We start from the raw sequence: 17092 nt of genomic DNA on the forward strand, positions 1-17092 counted from the left end.
ACTGATCGGCACGGCGGGCAATGTGAGCATGCGCGACGGCGACCGGATCGCGGTCACCGCCACCGGCGCCGTCCTCGGACAGTGCACGCCCCACCAGGTGACGGTATTGGGCCCCGACGGCGGGACACTCGCCGGGAACCTCGAACCGACCTCCGAACTGGAGCTGCACCTCGGGATCTACCAGCGGTACGGCGCCGGCGCGGTGGTGCACACCCACTCGCCCCAGGCCACCGCGTTGTCCCTGGTGCTCGACGAACTTCCCTGCGTCCACTACCAGCAGCTGCTGCTCGGCGGGTCCGTGCGCGTGGCGCCGTTCGCCGTCTTCGGCACCCCGGAGCTGGCCCAGCACGTGCTCACGGCACTCGACGGCAGGTCGGCGGCGCTGATGGCCCACCACGGCGCCGTGGCATTCGGGCCGACGCTCGCCAAGGCCGTGGAGAACGCGCTGCTCCTGGAGTGGCTGTGCGGCGTGTACCTGCGCGCCGCCCACATCGGCAAGCCGCGGGTCCTCGACGACGACCAGCAGACCGCCGTCGTCACCTCCGCCCTGCGGCGCGGCTACGGCACCACCCACCCCACAGGAGAGGACAGCACCCGATGAGCCAGACAGTCATAGCCCTCGGCGCTCACGTGTTCGACGTGCAGGTCCGGCCCGTCGAGGCCATCCCGGACGGGCAGGGCGCGACCCTGGTGGACCAGATCCGGTTCAGCCCGGCGGGCACGGCCGCCGGTACCGCGCTGACCCTCTCCAAGCTGGGAGCGGCGGTGCGCACCGCCGGCGCGGTGGGCACGGACCCGATCGGTGACCTGCTGCTGAGCATGCTGGCCGACCACGGCGTGGACACCTCTCTCGTCCTGCGCCGCGCCGACCCCCAGACCTCGGCCTCGGTGCTGCCCATCCGCCCCGACGGCAGCCGCCCCGCTTTCCACGTCCTGGGCGCGAACATCAGCTACGGGCCGGACGACGCCCCGCACACGGAGATCGCCGAGGCCACCCATCTGCACATGGGCGCACCGGAGTTGATGGGCGGTGAGGCCGCGGCGAAGATACTCGCTCCCGCACGGGCCGCGGGTGTGGTCACCTCCGCCGACCTGCTCGTCGCCGGCGACAGCGGCTTGTTCGACTGGATCGTCCCCGCACTCCCGTACCTGGACCACCTGTTGCCCAACGAGGAGCAGGTGCTCGGACTCACCGGCGCCGCGACGCTGGAGGACGGTGCGCGCAGGTTCCTCGCGGAAGGGGTCGGCTGCGTCGCCGTCACCCGGGGCGCACGCGGTGCGCTGGTGGTCACGAAGGACGAGGTGATCGAGATTCCGGCCTTCGCGGTCGACGTGGTGGACACCACCGGCTGCGGCGACGCCTTCTCGGCCGGCTTCCTGCGCGGACTCGGCCTGGGCCGCGGACCGCGCGAGTGCGGCGTGCTCGGCTGTGCCGCCGCCGCGCTGGTGGCACAGGGCCTCGGCAGCGACCACGGCGACTTCGACCTCGCCACCGCCGACGCCTTCGCCACCACGGCCGCCACCCTGGAGAGCCGCTGACATGGACACCATCGACACCACCCGGGCGCCCGGCACCGAAGCCGCGGCCACCGTTGCCCGACTGCGTACCGTCTTCGCATCCGGCCGCACCCGGTCCGTGGCCTGGCGCCGCGCCCAACTGTGGTCCCTGCGAACCCTGTTGACGGAACACGCACAGGAGCTGGGGGAGGCTCTGAGAGCCGATCTCGGGAGGAGCCCGACGGAGGCGTTCACCACCGAGATCGGGTTCACCGTCAACGAGATCGAACACACGCTCGCCCGCCTGCATGGATGGCTGCGCCCGCGTCGGACCGGTGTGCCGCTCGCGCTCGCACCCGCCCGCGCCCGGGTGATCCGGGAACCCCTGGGCACCGTCCTGATCATCAGCCCGTGGAACTACCCGGTGCAGTTGGCGCTGGCCCCCCTGGTCGGAGCACTGGCCGCAGGCAACTGCGCCGTCGTCAAACCCAGCGAACTCGCCCCCGCCACCTCCGCTGCCCTCGCCCGGCTGCTGCCGCTCCACCTCGACCCGCAGGCGGTGGCCGTTGTTGAGGGCGGCGTCCCCGAGACCACGGCCCTACTGGAACAGCGCTTCGACCACATCTTCTACACCGGCAACGGCGCCATCGGCCGGATCGTGATGGCCGCCGCCGCACGCCACCTCACCCCGCTCACCCTGGAGCTGGGCGGCAAGAGCCCCGTCGTGGTGGAACCCGGCACCGACCTGGCCACGGCCGCCCGCCGTATCGTCTGGGGCAAGTTCATGAACACCGGCCAGACCTGCGTGGCACCGGACTACGTCCTCGCCGTGGGCGAGACGGCCACCGCACTCGAACCGCACCTGGCCTCAGCGGTCCGCGAGATGTACGGCGACGACCCGACCACCAGCCCCCACTACGGCCGCATCGTCAGCACCCGCCACTTCGACCGGCTCGTCAGCTTCCTCAAGGACGGACGCACCGTCGTCGGCGGAGACCACGACCGCGACAGCCGCTACATCGCCCCCACCGTCCTCGCCGAGGTCAACCCCGGCGCGCCGGTGATGAACGAGGAGATCTTCGGGCCCGTCCTGCCCCTCATCGCCGTCCCCGACCTGGACACGGCCATCTCCTTCATCACCGAACGGGACAAACCCCTGGCCCTCTACGCCTTCACCGCCTCCGCCGACAGCAAGCGACGCCTGACCGCGCAGACCTCCTCCGGCGCCCTGGCCTTCGGCGTCCCCAACGCCCATCTCACCGTCCCCGGCCTGCCCTTCGGCGGCGTCGGCGAAAGCGGCTTCGGCCGCTACCACGGCGAGCACTCCATCGACACCTTCAGCCACACCAAGGCCGTCCTCGACAAGCCACTCTTCCCCGACCCGCTCCGGATCGCCTACCCGCCCTTCACCACCTGGAAGGAACGACTGCTGCGCCTACTGCTGTGAACGACGCATGCTCCGCTGCTGGCTGCGGAGTGGTTACGGGCGCTGTGTCATGGTACTGAGGGCACGGCCAGGCCGTGACGAGGGCGAGCAAGCGGTAATCCACCGCGTGGGCGGCGAGGGGCGGGGGGCGGCTGACGCACGTGCTTCGCAGTGCCCTCCGCCACGAGCGCGGCCACCTCCGTTTCCCGGCGTCCAGGGGACACGGGCATCTGCGGCACTCCGCCGGGCGTCGGCCGACGCCACCAGGGCCAATTCGACCGCACAGGCCGGACTGTCGTACTGACTTCCTTCCGTGACGGCATTCTCGAACGCCGTCGGGCCGAGGGCCGCCATGCTTTCCTTCTCGAAGCGGGCCTGGAACCGGGACGTGCCTGCGATCCAGGCAGGGAGGCCATGACCAGCGACTCTACCCGGTACGGACCGCCGGTGACCCACGTCAGCGCTACCCGGCAGTAGTACGGCCGCGACTGACGGCTGGCCAAACAATTCCTCAAACTTTGAACATGTCCGGCGTGGGAGCCGTATGCAAGAACACCGTGATTCCCTCCCCCGTGGTGGGCTCCCCCGTGCTGGGCTTCCGTCCAGGAGGCTGCGATCCAGCCCGATCCGGCCCCCGAGGAGACGACGGACAAGCCAAAACGGCTCTACACGCCGCGATGACTGGGGAAGCGATTCCCCCACCGGCTGAAACTGGTGGCCCCTTCGCCAGGAGACTGATGGCGTCAATGGAAGGACGCACAGAGGTATGGACATGCAACATTCCTCACATATCGGTACTAACCGCCCTCCGGCCCCGTCGCCTTGCCACGACCGCCTGCCTCACCCTTTGGGCCGCGAACTGACCGTCGGCCTCGCGTGTGCCGAAGACGACTGGCCGTACTCGGAGTGGCCCGCCAAGAACGGTCTGGTCCGGACCCGGTTTGTGCTCCCGCCGTATGACCAGCTGCACTCCGGCCACCGGGACGGCCCGGACGCCGTGGTGTTGCGCTGCGACGATCCTGTGGACGCCTTGATGCCACTGCTCGACGCCATGCGGGGCAGGACCATCCCGGTGATCGTGAGCAGCCCGGTATGGCAAGCCGACCGGCTCGCTGAGGCACTCCGCCACGGAGTGAGTGGATACCTGGTCGACGGCGACCACTGCTCATGCATGCTCAACTCGGCGGTCCTGAACTGCGTGGCCGGCAACACCTATCTCTCCCCCATGGCCTGCACGGCTCTCAGAAAGGGAGCGTTCCCCGTGGCGGCCGTGGGGAGCGGGGACCCGGGACCCGCGGAGGCGCTGAGGGTCGGCCTCTCCCCCAGGGAACGGCAAATCATCGAGCTGCTGTCCTCTGGCTACGGAGCGCCCGATATCGCCAAACGGCTGCATCTGGCAGAGAAGACCGTGCGCAACAACCTCAGCAACATCTACGCCAAGCTGGACGTCCGGAGCGGGACGGAGGCGGTTCTGCTGTGGCTGGGCGCCAGTCGAAACCCTGCGGGGGCCACGGTAGCCGAGAGACAGGACCCGCGGTTCGGGCAGGCAACGCTTCCTGCTGCGCACTCCAACACGGGCTGACAATTCCCGTTCACATAAAGTGGTCCCCCGGCAAAGCCTGGAGGGCCCCTGCTTCGCGTCGGGCATCGAGATTTCGACGCTGGCGGCGTTGCTGAACCTCACTGTCGATTCCCGGGATATTTGACCCTGGCGGTAATCGGCGCAGCAGAGGAAATTTGAAATCCGTAACGTCCTGCTGTGGCCTGGCACCCCGGTCAGTAGTTGACGACCAGGACATCGACTCTGAGCCCCTGGCCGAGAAAACCACGCTGTGGCCGACCGCATAGTATCCGGAGGCGATCTTCTAATGGCCGGTCCATCCGATCCGGTTATCGAGACCAAGGCCCTGACAAAGCTGTACAAGAGTAAGACCGGTTCACACGTTGCGGTGGACGGGGTGAATCTGCGGGTCGACAAAGGAGAGTTCTTCGGACTGCTCGGCAGCAATGGAGCCGGCAAGTCCACGCTCATCGGCCTGCTGACCACGGTGATCAAACCCACCCGTGGCCGCATGCGGGTGGCCGGCGCCAGTGTCAAGCACCGCCCAGTGGCGGTCAAACGGGCCATCAGCGTGGTCCCACAGCGCAATTCCCTCGATCCGCAGCTCACGCTGGCGGAAAACCTCGAGTTCCACGGGCGGATGTTCGGGCTGGGAGCTCGCCAAGCGCGGCGGCGTGCCACACGCCTGCTCCAGGAGTGTGGCATCGAGGATGTCGCGTCGAGAACGATCAGGAGGGTGTCGGGCGGCCAGGGCCGGCGTGCCCTGATCGCCCGGGCACTGATGCACCAACCACAGGTGCTCTTCCTCGATGAGCCGACAGCCGGCGTCGATATCAAAGCCAGGCGGCTGGTGTGGAATCTGCTGCGCGGAGTCCACGCGGCCGGGACCACCATCGTGCTCACCACCCACTACCTGGAAGAGGCGCAGGAACTGTGTGGTCGCATCGGCATACTGAACCGAGGGAAGATCACGGCCATCGGTTCGCCCGACAAGCTGCGCTCCGAGGCGGGGTTGCAGACGGTGGTGACCGTCCAGCTCAGCGGGGACGCCGGGGCTGTCGCCGCAGCGGCGGACCAGCTGCCCGAGGTGACCAAGGCCGAGCATCACGGTGACACCCTGCGGCTCTACACCCACAAGCCGGATGGCCTCATCAGAGAGGTCGTCTTCCTCACCGAGTCCGCGGGACTTCACGTCACATCGGCCACCACCGCGGCGCCGAGCCTGGACCGGGTTTTCCTCACCCTGACCAGCAAGACCCAGCCGGGTCCGAGTGTGCCGGTATAGCGGCCGGTCCGCACCGCCCCGCTGATCACCCAGGCCGACCGTGATATTTTCCGGCACCGAGTGCTTGGGCGTCGACGCCTGCGTGTAATGCCTCGTCGGCTATATCGGCCGGCTCCCCTATGAATTCGCGCTGGAGAACGGCCTGCCAGTCGCGTCGGAATCCTCGACGCCTGTTGCCCTCACGGTCACATTCTCCCTTGGTCCCCTACGTATCATCCATGACCGAGGTTTCCCTCCGAGAGTTCTTTACAAGGACTCGGGATATTTGACCCTGGTCGGGACCGGCCCGGTGGCGCACACTCGATTTCAAGACAGTTGATCAGCCAGTCTGGTCCAGTCCATTTCACTCGTTCCCGAGTTTCGATCAAGACGTATCGAGCGGGGGGTCATCGAGCTACTTTTGATGCTCCCTCACTATGGAGGTTGACGCATGAAAGCGTGGACCACGGTCCTCGAAAAGGCCAAGGAATTCGAGGGTACCCAGGTGGGGTCCGGGCCGGAGTCGACGATATCGGCGGTGGAGCGGCTGAATGCGGTATGTGCGCTCGTCGGGGCGTTGGAGCAGTTGAGCCGCATCTCCGACTACCGGGACGACGGTACGGTCTCATGGCAGGTGATGCGGGAGCGGTTCCCCGAGCAGGACCACTGGAAAATGCGGGTCATGGACCGGGTGTTCAGCTATCCGGGAGTGGCGGGCATGACCATCGTGCGGGGCCTGGCCGCGGCACGGCTGCTGCTGGGCCGGCCGGGGCCGACGGAGCGGAAGCTGCTCGACGGTGTGCTGGTGGCCGCCGCCAGTGTGGGCAACGCGCGTACGCACTACGGCGGTGACGGTTCCGATCACATCTCCTACGTGGGTCTGGTCACCACGTTTTTGGCCCGGCTGTTCCCGGACGACGCGCGTGCGCAGCGGGTGTGCCTGAAGTTCCTGTCGTTCCAGGCGTGTCTGTCGTATCCGGTCTCGGGTGCGGTGAAGGTGGCCTCGCCGACGTGGCGCAGCGGCCGGGCGATCACCGGGATCTTTCGTACAAGCACCTACGGCGACAAGTGGCTGTACGAGCTGACGAAGAAGCATCCGGCGATTCCGGTGTTGCTGGCGTGGACGGTGATCCTGGGGGAGTTGGCGTTCCCTTTGGTGCTGGTCGCGCCGAAGCCGGTCGCCCGTGCGATGCTGACCGCGTCGACGATGTTCCACCTGGCCAACGGCCGGTTCATGGGATTGAACCGGTTCGTGTGGGGATTCGCCTCCAGCTACCCGGCGGTAGCGCACATGTCCCGCGGGCTGGGCCCGGCCGCGCCGGCTCGTCTCGAGTCGGGGGTGCGGTGATGCGGGCCACGTGGAATGCGCTGTCGGGATGGTCCCGGCGGTGGGGTACCGCGGAAACGGTCGAGAATCTGGTGATCGGTGGCACCCTGACCGCGGTCACCGCCGCGATCGCCATCCGCGAGGTGCGGGGCCCCAACTCGCGGGTACCGGGGCGGATGGCCGGGGGTGGCGGGGTCCATGTGATCACCCGTCCCGGTGGCGGCCCGACGGTGCTCTTCGAGAACGGCCTGGGCTACCCGGCCACGATGTGGTCGTGGGTCCAGCGGGGATTGCCGGCCCAGACCGCCTCGATCGCCTACGACCGCCCCGGTATCGGATGGAGCCCTGCGCAACGCCGGTCGACCGCTTTGGCGTATCCCGAGAGCCTGCGTGCGACGGCGCGGTCGGTGGCCGCCTACGCGCCGTTCATCCTGGTCGGTCACTCCGTGGGCGGGCTGCTCACCCGGATCTTCGCCCGCCACTTCCCGGAGCTGGTCGGCGGGATGGTGTTCGTCGATTCGGCCCACCCCGCGCAGTATGTGCGCTCGCCCGGGCAGGCCGCCGCGCTGGAGCAGCTCCGCAACGACCTCGACCAGATGATCGTCCGCGGCCGGCTGGGCATGCCCCCGTCGTGGAACAGCACCATGCCGCTGTTCCAGCTGCCCCCGGACGTGGCGCAGATCACGAGCAAGGTGACGTTCCAGCCCCGCAACCTGCGGGCCGCCCGACGCGAACTCGATGTCGCTGAGCGGGAGTGGAGCGCCCACGCCGACGAACTGACCGCACTGGGGAGGCCGGTCGCGGTGATCAGCGCGCAGCAGTCCCTCGCCAAGGACCCCGTCATGGACGAGCTCCACCAGGAACTGGCCGACCTGTCCCCGGTGAACCGGCGAGTGGTCGTGCCCGGCGCCGACCATCTGACCGTGCTGACCCACCAGCCGTTCGCGGCGCACGTCACCGACGCCATCACCTGGATCATCAACGAACTGTCTCCGGCCACGGCGAAGCCGGCGGCGCAGCAGGGAGGACAGAAGTGACCACCGACCCCCTCTCCCACCGAATTCCGCAGCTGCGGCCCCGGGTCAGGCGCACCGCGTCGTTAACCGCGCTGTACTCCGCCTTCGCCGTGTGGGGAACGTTGACCGTGCTGCGCAACCTGGACGTGTCCCCCGCGCTGCTGCACAAGTTCACCCGGTACGGCCTGGCGGTACCCAACTACCGGTTCTTCGGCCCCAACCCGGGCACATACGACTTGAACCTACTGATCCGCCACCGGAACCGTGACGGCTCTCTCACCGAATGGCAGGAAGTGGTCGTCGGCGAGGAACGGAACCTGCTCCACGCCGTCTGGGCCCCGTTCCGCCGCCCCGAGAAAGTCATCAACGACGCGGTCCGCGAGGTGTACCGGACCGGTAGCACCGTCCTGAGCAATGACTTCCTGCCACAGACGACAGGCTACAAACTCCTGCTGAACGTGGCACGGAACCAGGTACCCCACGACAGCACCGCCACCGACGTCCAGTTCGCGGTATGTCAGCTCGCCGTCTACGAGCCACTACTGACCCCGCAGATCACCTACGTCTCCGCGTTCCACGACCTGGCCACCGCGGACATGACTGCTGAACACGTCCCGCAGCCGACAGCGGCCACGGCTGAGCCATCGTGACCGCACCCGGCCAGAACGATCGCTCCGGCCGTCATGCCGAGCTGCTCTACGACAACGACTGCGGATTCTGTACCCGCAGCGTGCAATGGCTGCGCGACCACAACGCCCTCAGCCACACCCGCACCGTCGCCTGGCAAAGCCTCGACCCACGTCGCCTCCCCGTTGCCCGACAACGACTCGAACGCGAGATCATCCTCGTCAGCGACGGCGACATCCACGGCGGCGCCACCGCCCTTGCGCACGCGGTGACCAGCGGCTCCCTCCCCTGGCGACTGACCGGCCGCGCACTGCGCCTGCCCGTCATACGCACCCTCGCCGCATACGTCTACCGGAACGTAGCCGCCAACCGGCACCGCATGCCCGGCGCCACCGCCACCTGCGGAATCCCCACCCGAGTCGCGCCTTCACCGAAGTCGGGAACCTGACGGCCCGACCGGCCCAGCCGCACGTCCGAGCCAGACAGATGAGCAGGCGGCCCATCGTCCGCCCCCGCAGTGCCCTGCCCGGCGACGTCGTGCGCGACACGCGCGTCAGACCTGGGCCAAGACCACCGACGGAACAGGCCGTCGGAAAAGCGAAAGGAAGCAAGGATGTTTCAACTGAGGAAAACCAGGGCGGCTGATTACGCCGACCTGTCACCGGTCAACCGCATCGGGTACATCTCAGCAGCCGACCCCATCAACTGCGTGGTCGAGGCGGGCGCCGTCGCGGCTGAAGGGGCGGCCGAAGCGGCGGAAGCGGCGGCGGAGGCCGAGGTCGAGGGGTTCGTGGAGGCTGAGGCCGAACAGTTCGCGGAGGCGGAGTTCGGGCAGGCCGCCGAGCAAGTCGCCGAGGCGGAGGCCGCAAACGCACCCGCGGCAGCCGAGGGCGGAGTAAACGCGGCTGGTGCGGAGGTCGCCGCGGCAGAAGCCGCCAATGCACAGGAACAGGCAGTAGCCGCAGCAGAGGCCGATGGCCAGCAAGTAGTCGACGGAACCCCCGCAGGCCAGATAGTCAACGGCGCCCAGGCAGAGGCACAAGCCGCGGCAGAGGCCGATGGTGTCCAAGTAGTCGACGGAACCCCCGCGGGCCAACTGGCAGCAGCCCAGCAGGCGAACCAACTGGCCGCGGTCGGGGCGGGAGCCGGAGTCGTCGGTGCCGTAGGTGGCACGGCAGCCGCCGGCAACGCTGTGGCGCAGAACGTCCAAAACGGCTAGTCGGCCCTGTGCGGGGCCGCCCCTCACGGTGATCTCGGCAAGCCTTGATCACCCCCGAGGGTACGGCTTCCACACCGCCGACGCGTCAACCCACTCGTCATGCTTGCCCTCGGGGGCTGTCGCCTCGAGGGCAAGCATGACACCAACTCGCTCCAGTCTGACTGACACATCGCGAACATGGCGATTTCTTCGGCCTGCTGGGCAGCGACGGAGCCGGTAAGTCGACCTCGATCGGCACGCTGACCGCCGTGCACTGACCAGACGCAGTCCACCGGCCACCGCACGCCGGTGGCCACGACCGAAGACGGAAAACTATGGCATTCACAGCGACCCGAGCCAAAGATGTCAAACTGACCATCTGGCGGCCATTCCTCGTACTCGTGCTCCGCGAGATCCGCCGGCTCCGCAAGGAAGCGGCAGGGTTCGTCATGAAGATCGCCATCATCACGCTGTCTACCGTCTTCGTCTTCGACTTCGTCCTGCCTCAACTCGGAGGCCAGAGCCTCGGCGTCACCCAGGGGTACGCCACGGTCCTGGCTCCGGGAATGGTCGCCGTCGCCACCTGCAACCAAGCATTTACCTCCGCTCTCACCGCCGTCAGCCTCGACTTCGGGCCGCTGCGCCGCATCGACCAGGCACTCATGGCCCCGCTCCCCGTACCGCTCATCGCCCTGACCAGGATCGTCGACGGCACCCTGCGGGGAGTCCTCGCCGCGTGCGTCGCCCTGCCGATCGTCGCTTTCGTGCACGCCCCCGGCGCACCACCAGTGCTCGACCTGACCCGATGGCCCTTTCTGCTGGGCACCGTGGTCGGAGCCGCCATCCTGTTCGCCGCGTTGGGGATCGTAGTCGGCACCGCCGTCAACCCCGGCAAGGTGTCCAACGTCCTGCCCTTCGGCCTGCCCGTCATGATCATGCTCGGATGTGTCTACTACCCCTGGGCGGCGCTCGGCCCCCTCCCCTGGCTGCAGTACGTCGTACTGGCCAACCCGGTCGTCTACATCACCGAGGCCACTCGCTTCGCCATCACTCCCCAACTGGGGCACCTTCCCGAATCCGCCCTCCTCTGGACGATCGGCGTCGGCCTGATCCTGACCACCGCCGTCGGACTGACCCGTTTCACCATTCAGGCCCGCCCGTGAACGGCGTTCGGGCATGCCCGGGAACGCCGTTCAGCAACGGCGGTATCCAAAGAGCCGGGCACGCCCGGCCCCTTCCTCCCCCGTCTTGGGTGCCTCACACAGCGCCGGGGATGAGGCTGATCAGCGTCCCAGCAGCCGCATCACCGGAACGAAGGCCGCCGCCATCCTCACCGGCACCGTGACAAGAGAGAATCCCCACCGCTCCCGGCGGGTCAGCAACTCCTGCGCGACCTGCTCAGCGGTGCCGACCAGATATGGCACAAGGCGCGGCACCGTCTGCGGAGAGCAGCCCCAGCGCCGGGCGAGCGCATCGGTCACCGCAGCCGGGTCCTGGGTCACGAAACACCCCCACAGCAGATGATTGAGGCGTGGCGGTACGTCCCGTCCGGCCGCCCCAGCACGCACCCAGGCCAGTTGTGCCTCGACGCTGTCGTCAAGCATCCCGGTGTATTCCGTCGGTCCGTCCGGTCCCGTCGGCGGGAGCAGGCTCACGATGTCCGCCTCCTGCCCGGCCAGCTCCAGCATCCGGCGACGGGCTCCACCCAGGAGCATAGGAGGGGGTGACGTGCCGTCCGCGGCGGCTGCCGCGGCCAGGACTTCCCGCACCTTCGGCAACGCCGCCCGCAGCCGGTCGAACCGCGACACACCGGCTTTCAGTTCCACGCCGGCCTGCACGTAGTCGTCGCGCATCCAGCCTGCTCCCAGGCCCACCACAGCCCGGCCGCCGGCGAGGGTGTGCACCGTCGCCATCTCCGAGGCCAACAGGGCCGGACTGCGTAGATCGCTGTTCAGAACATAGGTGCCCAGCCGGATCCGACTGCTCACCCCGGCAGCCAGGGCCAATGCGGGCACCGCAGCCAGCCGCAGCCGTAGATGATCGGTCACCAACAGGGCGTCGTAGCCGAATTCCTCGCTTTTGCGGATCACCGTCAACCATTCTGCGGCACCATAGTCCGGCTCCGCCACGACGGCGAATTCGAACGGTAAAGTATCTGCCACGTCACCCTCCCCGCTCACCATGGCCGGCATTTCCGGCCCCGGGCAGCATGCTACTTGCTGATCGCCTCCGACTGCCGGGCGGTAACCAGCACGTCGGAGCGGACCACTCCGGGACATTTGACCCTGTGATTTCGCCAGCCGGTCGACTAGCGTCTTCCGGTACTTGGGCAACCTGCATGCGAAGAGGGCAGAGGATGGTCACCACATGAGCTTGACTTTCGTCGTCAGCACGGGACGCTGCGGCTCAACTCTGCTGTCGCGACTTCTGCGTGCGCACCCCGATATCCTGAGCATCAGTGAATTATTCGGCCTCGTCCCCATCAAAGACCGGCTGGCCGGGCACCTGGACGGGGACGATTTCTGGCGACAGATCGCTGATCCCGTACCCTTCATTGACGCCATGGTGCGCGACGGCCTCACCCTTCCGGAATTTCTCTACCCCTACACAACAGGACGGTTCAATCCGGAAACCGGTGTGCCCTTCATCAGCCACATGACCCTGCCGATGCTGACCGATGACCCGGACGGCGTCTTCGACTGGCTGGCGGCGATCGTGCCGGACTGGCCGGCCCGGCCAGTCCCCGACCACTACCGCCACTTGTTCTCCCTGCTTTCCGACAGGTTCGGCGGTACGGCGACCGTCGAGCGCACCGGCGGTTCCATCCGGGCGGTGGCGCACCTGCACAGTGCGTTTCCGGAGGCGCGCTTCATCTATCTCAGCCGGGACGGGATGGACTCCGCCCTGTCGATGAGCAAGCACGCCGGTTGCCGGATACCCGTACTCGTCGAGAGGGAGGGCTCCTGGACCCGAGCAGTACACAATGCGGCGGATCGAGCCACTGGACAAGGCGGACGGTTCCCGGCAATCGACGCAGAACGGATCATGGAATGTGAGATTCCGCTGGCCTCGTTCGGTGACTTCTGGTCGACCATGACCCTGAAAGGCGCTGCGGAGCTGGCCCGGATACCCCTCGACCGCTGGACCACCGTTCGCTACGAACAGCTCCTGCTCGACCCCGTCGCCGGCCTCCGCCGGCTTGCACGGTTCCTCGGCGTCACCTCCTCGCCCGACTGGCTCTCTTGGGCAGCGAAGCAGGTCAGACCGGAAAGAATCGGAACATCCGTTGATCTTGCCTCGGCGGACGTGGCCGAGCTGCGCGCCGCATGCTCCCCGGGCTACGCCGCTGACGAAGCCCTCCACGCCCAGCATCCGCCTACGGCTGCAGGCATCGAACACGGTCGGTCAAAGCGGTGACGACGCCACCGGGACGAGAGGCACGCCGTGACACCGCTTCAGGTTGCGGCATCATCCCGGCATGGGCGAGAGTCCGTCCTGCCGGGGCTGAGCAGACCGAGGCAACCAGCTCACCCGGGGGAAGTCGTGTCCGGTTCGGTTCCGCCGGCCGCAGGCGGTAGCGTGCCCAGGTGGGCTTCGACACGGGAGCGCAGGAGTTGGTACTCCGCCCAGTGGCGGGGCAGCGGTCCAGCAGGACGCCAAACCACACAGGCGGCGCTGACCACCTGACCGCGCTGGAACTGCTCGCGGGTCAGATCGATATGCACGACCTTGATGTCCTGCCAGGAATGCTCACCGTCTGGCGACCTGCGCCCGCAGGACCGCGCTCCACCCCCTGGACACCGGATCCACGACCGGCGTCGTACCTCCAGGAGGCGCACATCAGGGAAGCACGCATCACCGGCCCCGGCCCGCGCCCGCCTCCTGGCTGGCGACCGTCTTCGAACTGCCCGGGGAACTGAACGCCGGGGCGCTGGAGCGGGCACTGCTCGGCTGGATCGACCGGCACGAATCGCTGCGCAGCCGACTGCTCCCCCACGGCGGGCCTGGTGCCGGGCCCAGGGGCGGTCGGTGAGCCGGGCGACGCTGCGGGCGGGGACGGTTGCCATGCTGTAGCGAGGCCGTCGGCGATGTCACCGGTCAGGATCCGGGCCACGGACACGTAGGGGACCGGGCACAGGTCGGCGGCTGCGAGTGGCTCCTCGACGCGCAGGGGGCGCAGGCCTTCCAGGACGCCTGCGTCAGGAAGGGCGGGAACTTCTTCTCCGGGGCGCTCGCGTGCCTGGCGCACGAGAACACGGGGCAGCAGCAGTTCCGTGCGATCGCACCCTTCCACACCCGGACCGATCCGCAGTGGGCCCAGTCGGTCGGCTGGTACGTCGGACTGGCGCCGGTCGGATTCGCGGTGCGCGGCACCGACGCCTTTCGTGAAGTGATGGCGGAAGCCGGCCTGGCGTTGAAACGCGCGAGACCCCTGGCGACCGTGCCACTTCCCCGCATCACCGAATTGCTCGGGATGCCACTCGAACCACGGTTCCACGGCGGCGGGCAAGGCAGCGTGGCCACGTTGCGCGACACCACGGAGCTGCGGGCGCTGGCGGGCCGGGCGGAAGTGGCCAGGGAGCGATTGCGCCTATTGTACGAGGCAGGGGTGCGGATTGGCACCACACTGGATGTGGTGCGCACCGCCCAGGAGCTGGCCGAGGTGGTGGCTCCCCGATTCGCCGACGTCGTCACCGTCGACCTGCAGAATCCTGTCCTGGAGGGTGATGAGCCAACCGGTCCGAGCCCAGAGATGCGCCGCACAGCGGTTCACGGCATCAAGGGGGCCTGGCCCTTGTTTCCGGTGGGTGAGCTGATCCACTTCGTACCCAGCAACCCCGTGGCCCTCAGTGTCCAGAGCGGCCACCCCGTGCTCGCTGCCGACCTGGCCGCCTCCCACGACTGGCGTGCCCAGGATCCCGAGCGGGCCCGGCGCATCCTGGAGTCCGGCCTCCACTCCTTGATCACTGCGCCTCTCCAGGCCCGCGGTGCGGTGCTGCCGGCACGGCCGAGTGACGACATCGCCCTGCTCGTCGCCCAGTCCCGCCTGCTGGATCCCTCCCAGGTCGCCGAGTGGGACGTGCCCGGCGACCCCGCCCTCGTCGCCGGAATCCGTGCCGATGTCACCCACCGGTTGGAGGAGTGGGGGATGGAGGAGCTGACCTTCTCCACCGAGCTAGTGATCAGCGAATTGGTCACCAACGCCATCCGCTACGGCACCGATCCGATCGGGCTGCGCCTACTGCGCGACCGTAGCGTCCTGATCTGCGAGGTCGCCGACGGCAGCAGCACGTCACCGCATCTGCGCCGGGCGGCCGCCACCGACGAAGGGGGGCGGGGGCTGTTCCTGGTCGCCCAGTTCACGCAGCGGTGGGGCACCCGGTACATGCCGCGCGGCAAAGTGATCTGGACCGAACAATCCCTCCACAGCCCGGCGCCAGAACCCGACCTCGACATGGCCGACGCCCTGCTGGAGCAATGGGGGGACGCGGACTGATGAGCGGCCACGGAGCGGCCTCGCCACATGGGGCGGACAAGCGGCGGCGAGACTGCCATCGCCCGATTCAGCGAGGCGTTACACCACTGATACCTCTTGAACCACGCTGAGCTGCCAAGCCATCCGACTCAAACCTCGGACCTCGGATTACAGGATGGTTGTGCAGAAGGACCAACTCCGCTCAACGCCTTCGAGGTGCTCGGTGACCGTCTTACCCCCCACACATCGCTATTTGGCGGCCGCCTGGGGCGCGGAAGAGGCGCTGGCCACCAGGGGGAGGTGGTGGGCCTCGTGGTCAGGGTGGGCTGGACAGGGAAATAGCGATGACGGCCCTGCTCACCCCTGTGGCGTGGTACGCCGTTCTCCTCGCGGGCGGTTGACGATGCTGGACAAGGTGAGGGCGGTGACTGTGTCGCGTACGCCGGGCATCTTGGCGATGTCCTCCCAGATGCTCCGTACGCGTTCCAGCGAGGCCGCTTCCAGGCGCACCATGATGTCGTAGTCGCCGCTGAGGATCTCGCAGATGACGACCTCGGGGATGCGTTTGAGTGCGGCCAGGACGTCGCCGCCGCGCATGCGGTCCTGGCGGTAGACGAGGACGAGCGCCGAGACGACCGTGCCGGTGTCGTGGCCCGCGCGGACGATGGTGTAGCCGACGATGTGGCCCTGGCGCTCCAGACGTTCGACGCGCTGGCGCACCGCGTTGCGGGACAGCAGCACCTTGCCGGCCAGATCGGAGTGCGAGATGCGGGCGTTGCGGGTCAACTCCGCGACGATCTTCTCGTCGATGGCGTCCACAGCGGACCGTCTCCTTCGTCAAGTCGGTGGAGATGGCAGCCCCCACGGCACGCGGATCGCGGGTGGCATGTGTTCCTGCGGAACTTGGTGCAGTCCCGGCGAGGACGAACCGCTCCCCCACCGGGCTGCCCCGGCTGTCTGACGCCCCAAACGCCTGCCCCACGGCTGCTGGATGCCCCTTGCCGTCGGTGACCAGGAGCTCAGAGGCAGGCACCGACGGCAGGAACTGCTTCACGCCGCCGTTCCTGTCGGGGATCCGGTCGGACGACCGGGCTGGCGGCATCAAGGCCGCCGGAGACTGGCGGCCTCCCTTGGCCGTGCCGCTGGTGGACGACCGTCACCCCGGTCACCGTGTTGCCCTGCTCGACGCGGAAGCGGGCTCCGCTGGTGTCGGCTTGCTCAGCTGTGAAAACCGGGCATGGACAGGTACTTGAGCTGCTGGTACTCGTGGAGGCCCTCGGGCCCGCCCTCACGGCCCAGACCGGACTGCTTGATCCCGCCGAAGGGTGCCGCGACCTCGGAGACCAGGCCGCGGTTGATGCCGACCATCCCGGCCTGCAGCCGGGCAGCAACCCGGCGGGCGCGGTCGACGTGGGACGTCATCACATACGACGCGAGACCGTGCTCGGTGTCGTTGGCCACCGCTATGGCCTCGGCCTCGGTGGAGAAGCGGTGGATGGCGGCGACGGGACCGAAGACCTCCTCCCTCATGATCGCGGCGTCGGCGGGGACATGGTCCAGCACGGTCGGGGCCGCGTAATGGCCAGGCCCGGCAGGGATGTCCGCCTCCGCGACGACGACGGCACCACGGGCGACGGCGTCCTCGACGAGATGGCGGACCTTGTCCACCGCCCGGTGATCGGCCAGCGGGCCGAGATCGA

Annotated in this window: 16 protein-coding genes and 1 pseudogene; 13 read left to right on the plus strand and 4 right to left on the minus strand. The window is 68.2% G+C overall.

Annotated elements, in window-relative coordinates:
* The 11 genes from SMA5143A_RS41785 to SMA5143A_RS41830 form a co-directional block, all read left to right on the plus strand.
* Positions 1–601 (plus strand): class II aldolase/adducin family protein (locus SMA5143A_RS41785; protein ID WP_107468001.1); only part of this gene is annotated, 601 nt, incomplete at its 5' end.
* Positions 598–1539, plus strand: a complete 942-nt coding sequence (locus SMA5143A_RS41790; RefSeq protein WP_107468002.1) for a carbohydrate kinase family protein — start codon at positions 598–600, stop codon at positions 1537–1539. The genes SMA5143A_RS41785 and SMA5143A_RS41790, both read left to right, overlap by 4 nt.
* Before the next feature lies 1 nt (position 1540).
* Positions 1541–2944, plus strand: a complete 1404-nt coding sequence (locus SMA5143A_RS41795) for an aldehyde dehydrogenase family protein (RefSeq protein WP_107468003.1) — start codon at positions 1541–1543, stop codon at positions 2942–2944.
* An 826-nt stretch (positions 2945–3770) separates the two neighbouring features.
* Positions 3771–4505, plus strand: a complete 735-nt coding sequence (locus tag SMA5143A_RS41800) for a response regulator transcription factor (RefSeq protein ID WP_258194059.1) — start codon at positions 3771–3773, stop codon at positions 4503–4505.
* A 250-nt stretch (positions 4506–4755) separates the two neighbouring features.
* Positions 4756–5769, plus strand: a complete 1014-nt coding sequence (locus tag SMA5143A_RS41805; RefSeq protein WP_258194061.1) for an ABC transporter ATP-binding protein — start codon at positions 4756–4758, stop codon at positions 5767–5769.
* 430 nt (positions 5770–6199) lie between these two features.
* Entirely contained in the window at positions 6200–7096 is an 897-nt protein-coding gene (locus SMA5143A_RS41810) for a hypothetical protein (RefSeq protein WP_107468005.1), read from the plus strand.
* Positions 7097–7167: 71 nt separating this feature from the next.
* Complete coding sequence (locus tag SMA5143A_RS41815; RefSeq protein WP_181362286.1) at positions 7168–8112, plus strand: alpha/beta fold hydrolase; 945 nt, start codon at positions 7168–7170, stop codon at positions 8110–8112.
* Positions 8109–8741 carry a hypothetical protein gene (locus SMA5143A_RS41820; RefSeq protein ID WP_107468007.1) on the plus strand — a complete coding sequence of 211 codons (633 nt, stop codon included), beginning with the start codon at positions 8109–8111 and terminating at the stop codon, positions 8739–8741. The genes SMA5143A_RS41815 and SMA5143A_RS41820 overlap by 4 nt, the downstream gene beginning before the upstream one ends.
* On the plus strand, positions 8738–9166 hold the full coding sequence (locus SMA5143A_RS41825; protein ID WP_181362287.1) for a thiol-disulfide oxidoreductase DCC family protein: 429 nt from the start codon (positions 8738–8740) through the stop codon (positions 9164–9166). The genes SMA5143A_RS41820 and SMA5143A_RS41825 overlap by 4 nt, the downstream gene beginning before the upstream one ends.
* A 165-nt stretch (positions 9167–9331) precedes the next feature.
* Positions 9332–9937: a hypothetical protein gene (locus SMA5143A_RS43400; protein ID WP_181362288.1), complete on the plus strand. Its 606-nt coding sequence runs from the start codon at positions 9332–9334 to the stop codon at positions 9935–9937.
* A gap of 380 nt (positions 9938–10317) precedes the next feature.
* Positions 10318–11079 (plus strand): ABC transporter permease, encoded by a 762-nt coding sequence (locus SMA5143A_RS41830; RefSeq protein WP_181362289.1) that lies wholly within the window; start codon positions 10318–10320, stop codon positions 11077–11079.
* A gap of 120 nt (positions 11080–11199) precedes the next feature.
* On the opposite strand, the gene SMA5143A_RS41835 is transcribed toward SMA5143A_RS41830, so the two are convergent.
* Complete coding sequence (locus SMA5143A_RS41835) at positions 11200–12078, minus strand: LLM class flavin-dependent oxidoreductase (RefSeq protein ID WP_181362290.1); 879 nt, start codon at positions 12076–12078, stop codon at positions 11200–11202.
* A gap of 205 nt (positions 12079–12283) precedes the next feature.
* On the opposite strand from SMA5143A_RS41835, the gene SMA5143A_RS41840 reads away from it, so the two are divergent.
* Positions 12284–13333: a sulfotransferase family protein gene (locus SMA5143A_RS41840; protein ID WP_107468011.1), complete on the plus strand. Its 1050-nt coding sequence runs from the start codon at positions 12284–12286 to the stop codon at positions 13331–13333.
* Positions 13334–13443: 110 nt separating this feature from the next.
* Here SMA5143A_RS41840 and SMA5143A_RS45060 read toward each other — a convergent pair whose 3' ends face one another.
* Positions 13444–13983, minus strand: coding sequence for a YunG family protein (locus SMA5143A_RS45060; protein ID WP_441349514.1), 540 nt, complete (start codon positions 13981–13983; stop codon positions 13444–13446).
* A 431-nt stretch (positions 13984–14414) separates the two neighbouring features.
* Here SMA5143A_RS45060 and SMA5143A_RS41850 point away from each other — a divergent pair.
* A pseudogene (locus SMA5143A_RS41850) lies at positions 14415–15413 on the plus strand (ATP-binding protein); the annotation flags it as partial.
* 336 nt (positions 15414–15749) lie between these two features.
* On the opposite strand, the gene SMA5143A_RS41855 reads toward SMA5143A_RS41850, so the two are convergent.
* Entirely contained in the window at positions 15750–16211 is a 462-nt protein-coding gene (locus tag SMA5143A_RS41855) for an Lrp/AsnC family transcriptional regulator (protein WP_107468013.1), read from the minus strand.
* Between the two features lie 399 nt (positions 16212–16610).
* Positions 16611–17092: aldehyde dehydrogenase family protein (locus tag SMA5143A_RS41860; RefSeq protein ID WP_258194064.1), on the minus strand; the 482-nt coding region annotated here is incomplete at its 5' end.

It is taken from the genome of Streptomyces sp. MA5143a (assembly GCF_900290235.1).
Taxonomy (GTDB): domain Bacteria; phylum Actinomycetota; class Actinomycetes; order Streptomycetales; family Streptomycetaceae; genus Streptomyces.

Bases quoted from the DNA above. Each gene is read 5' to 3' on its own strand.
- SMA5143A_RS41790 (WP_107468002.1), top strand. From the start codon at position 598: ATGAGCCAGACAGTCATAGCCCTCGGCGCTCACGTGTTCGACGTGCAG.
- SMA5143A_RS45060 (WP_441349514.1), bottom strand. From the start codon at position 13,983: ATGGCAACCGTCCCCGCCCGCAGCGTCGCCCGGCTCACCGACCGCCCC.
- SMA5143A_RS41840 (WP_107468011.1), top strand. From the start codon at position 12,284: ATGAGCTTGACTTTCGTCGTCAGCACGGGACGCTGCGGCTCAACTCTG.
- SMA5143A_RS41810 (WP_107468005.1), top strand. From the start codon at position 6,200: ATGAAAGCGTGGACCACGGTCCTCGAAAAGGCCAAGGAATTCGAGGGT.
- SMA5143A_RS41795 (WP_107468003.1), top strand. From the start codon at position 1,541: ATGGACACCATCGACACCACCCGGGCGCCCGGCACCGAAGCCGCGGCC.
- SMA5143A_RS43400 (WP_181362288.1), top strand. From the start codon at position 9,332: ATGTTTCAACTGAGGAAAACCAGGGCGGCTGATTACGCCGACCTGTCA.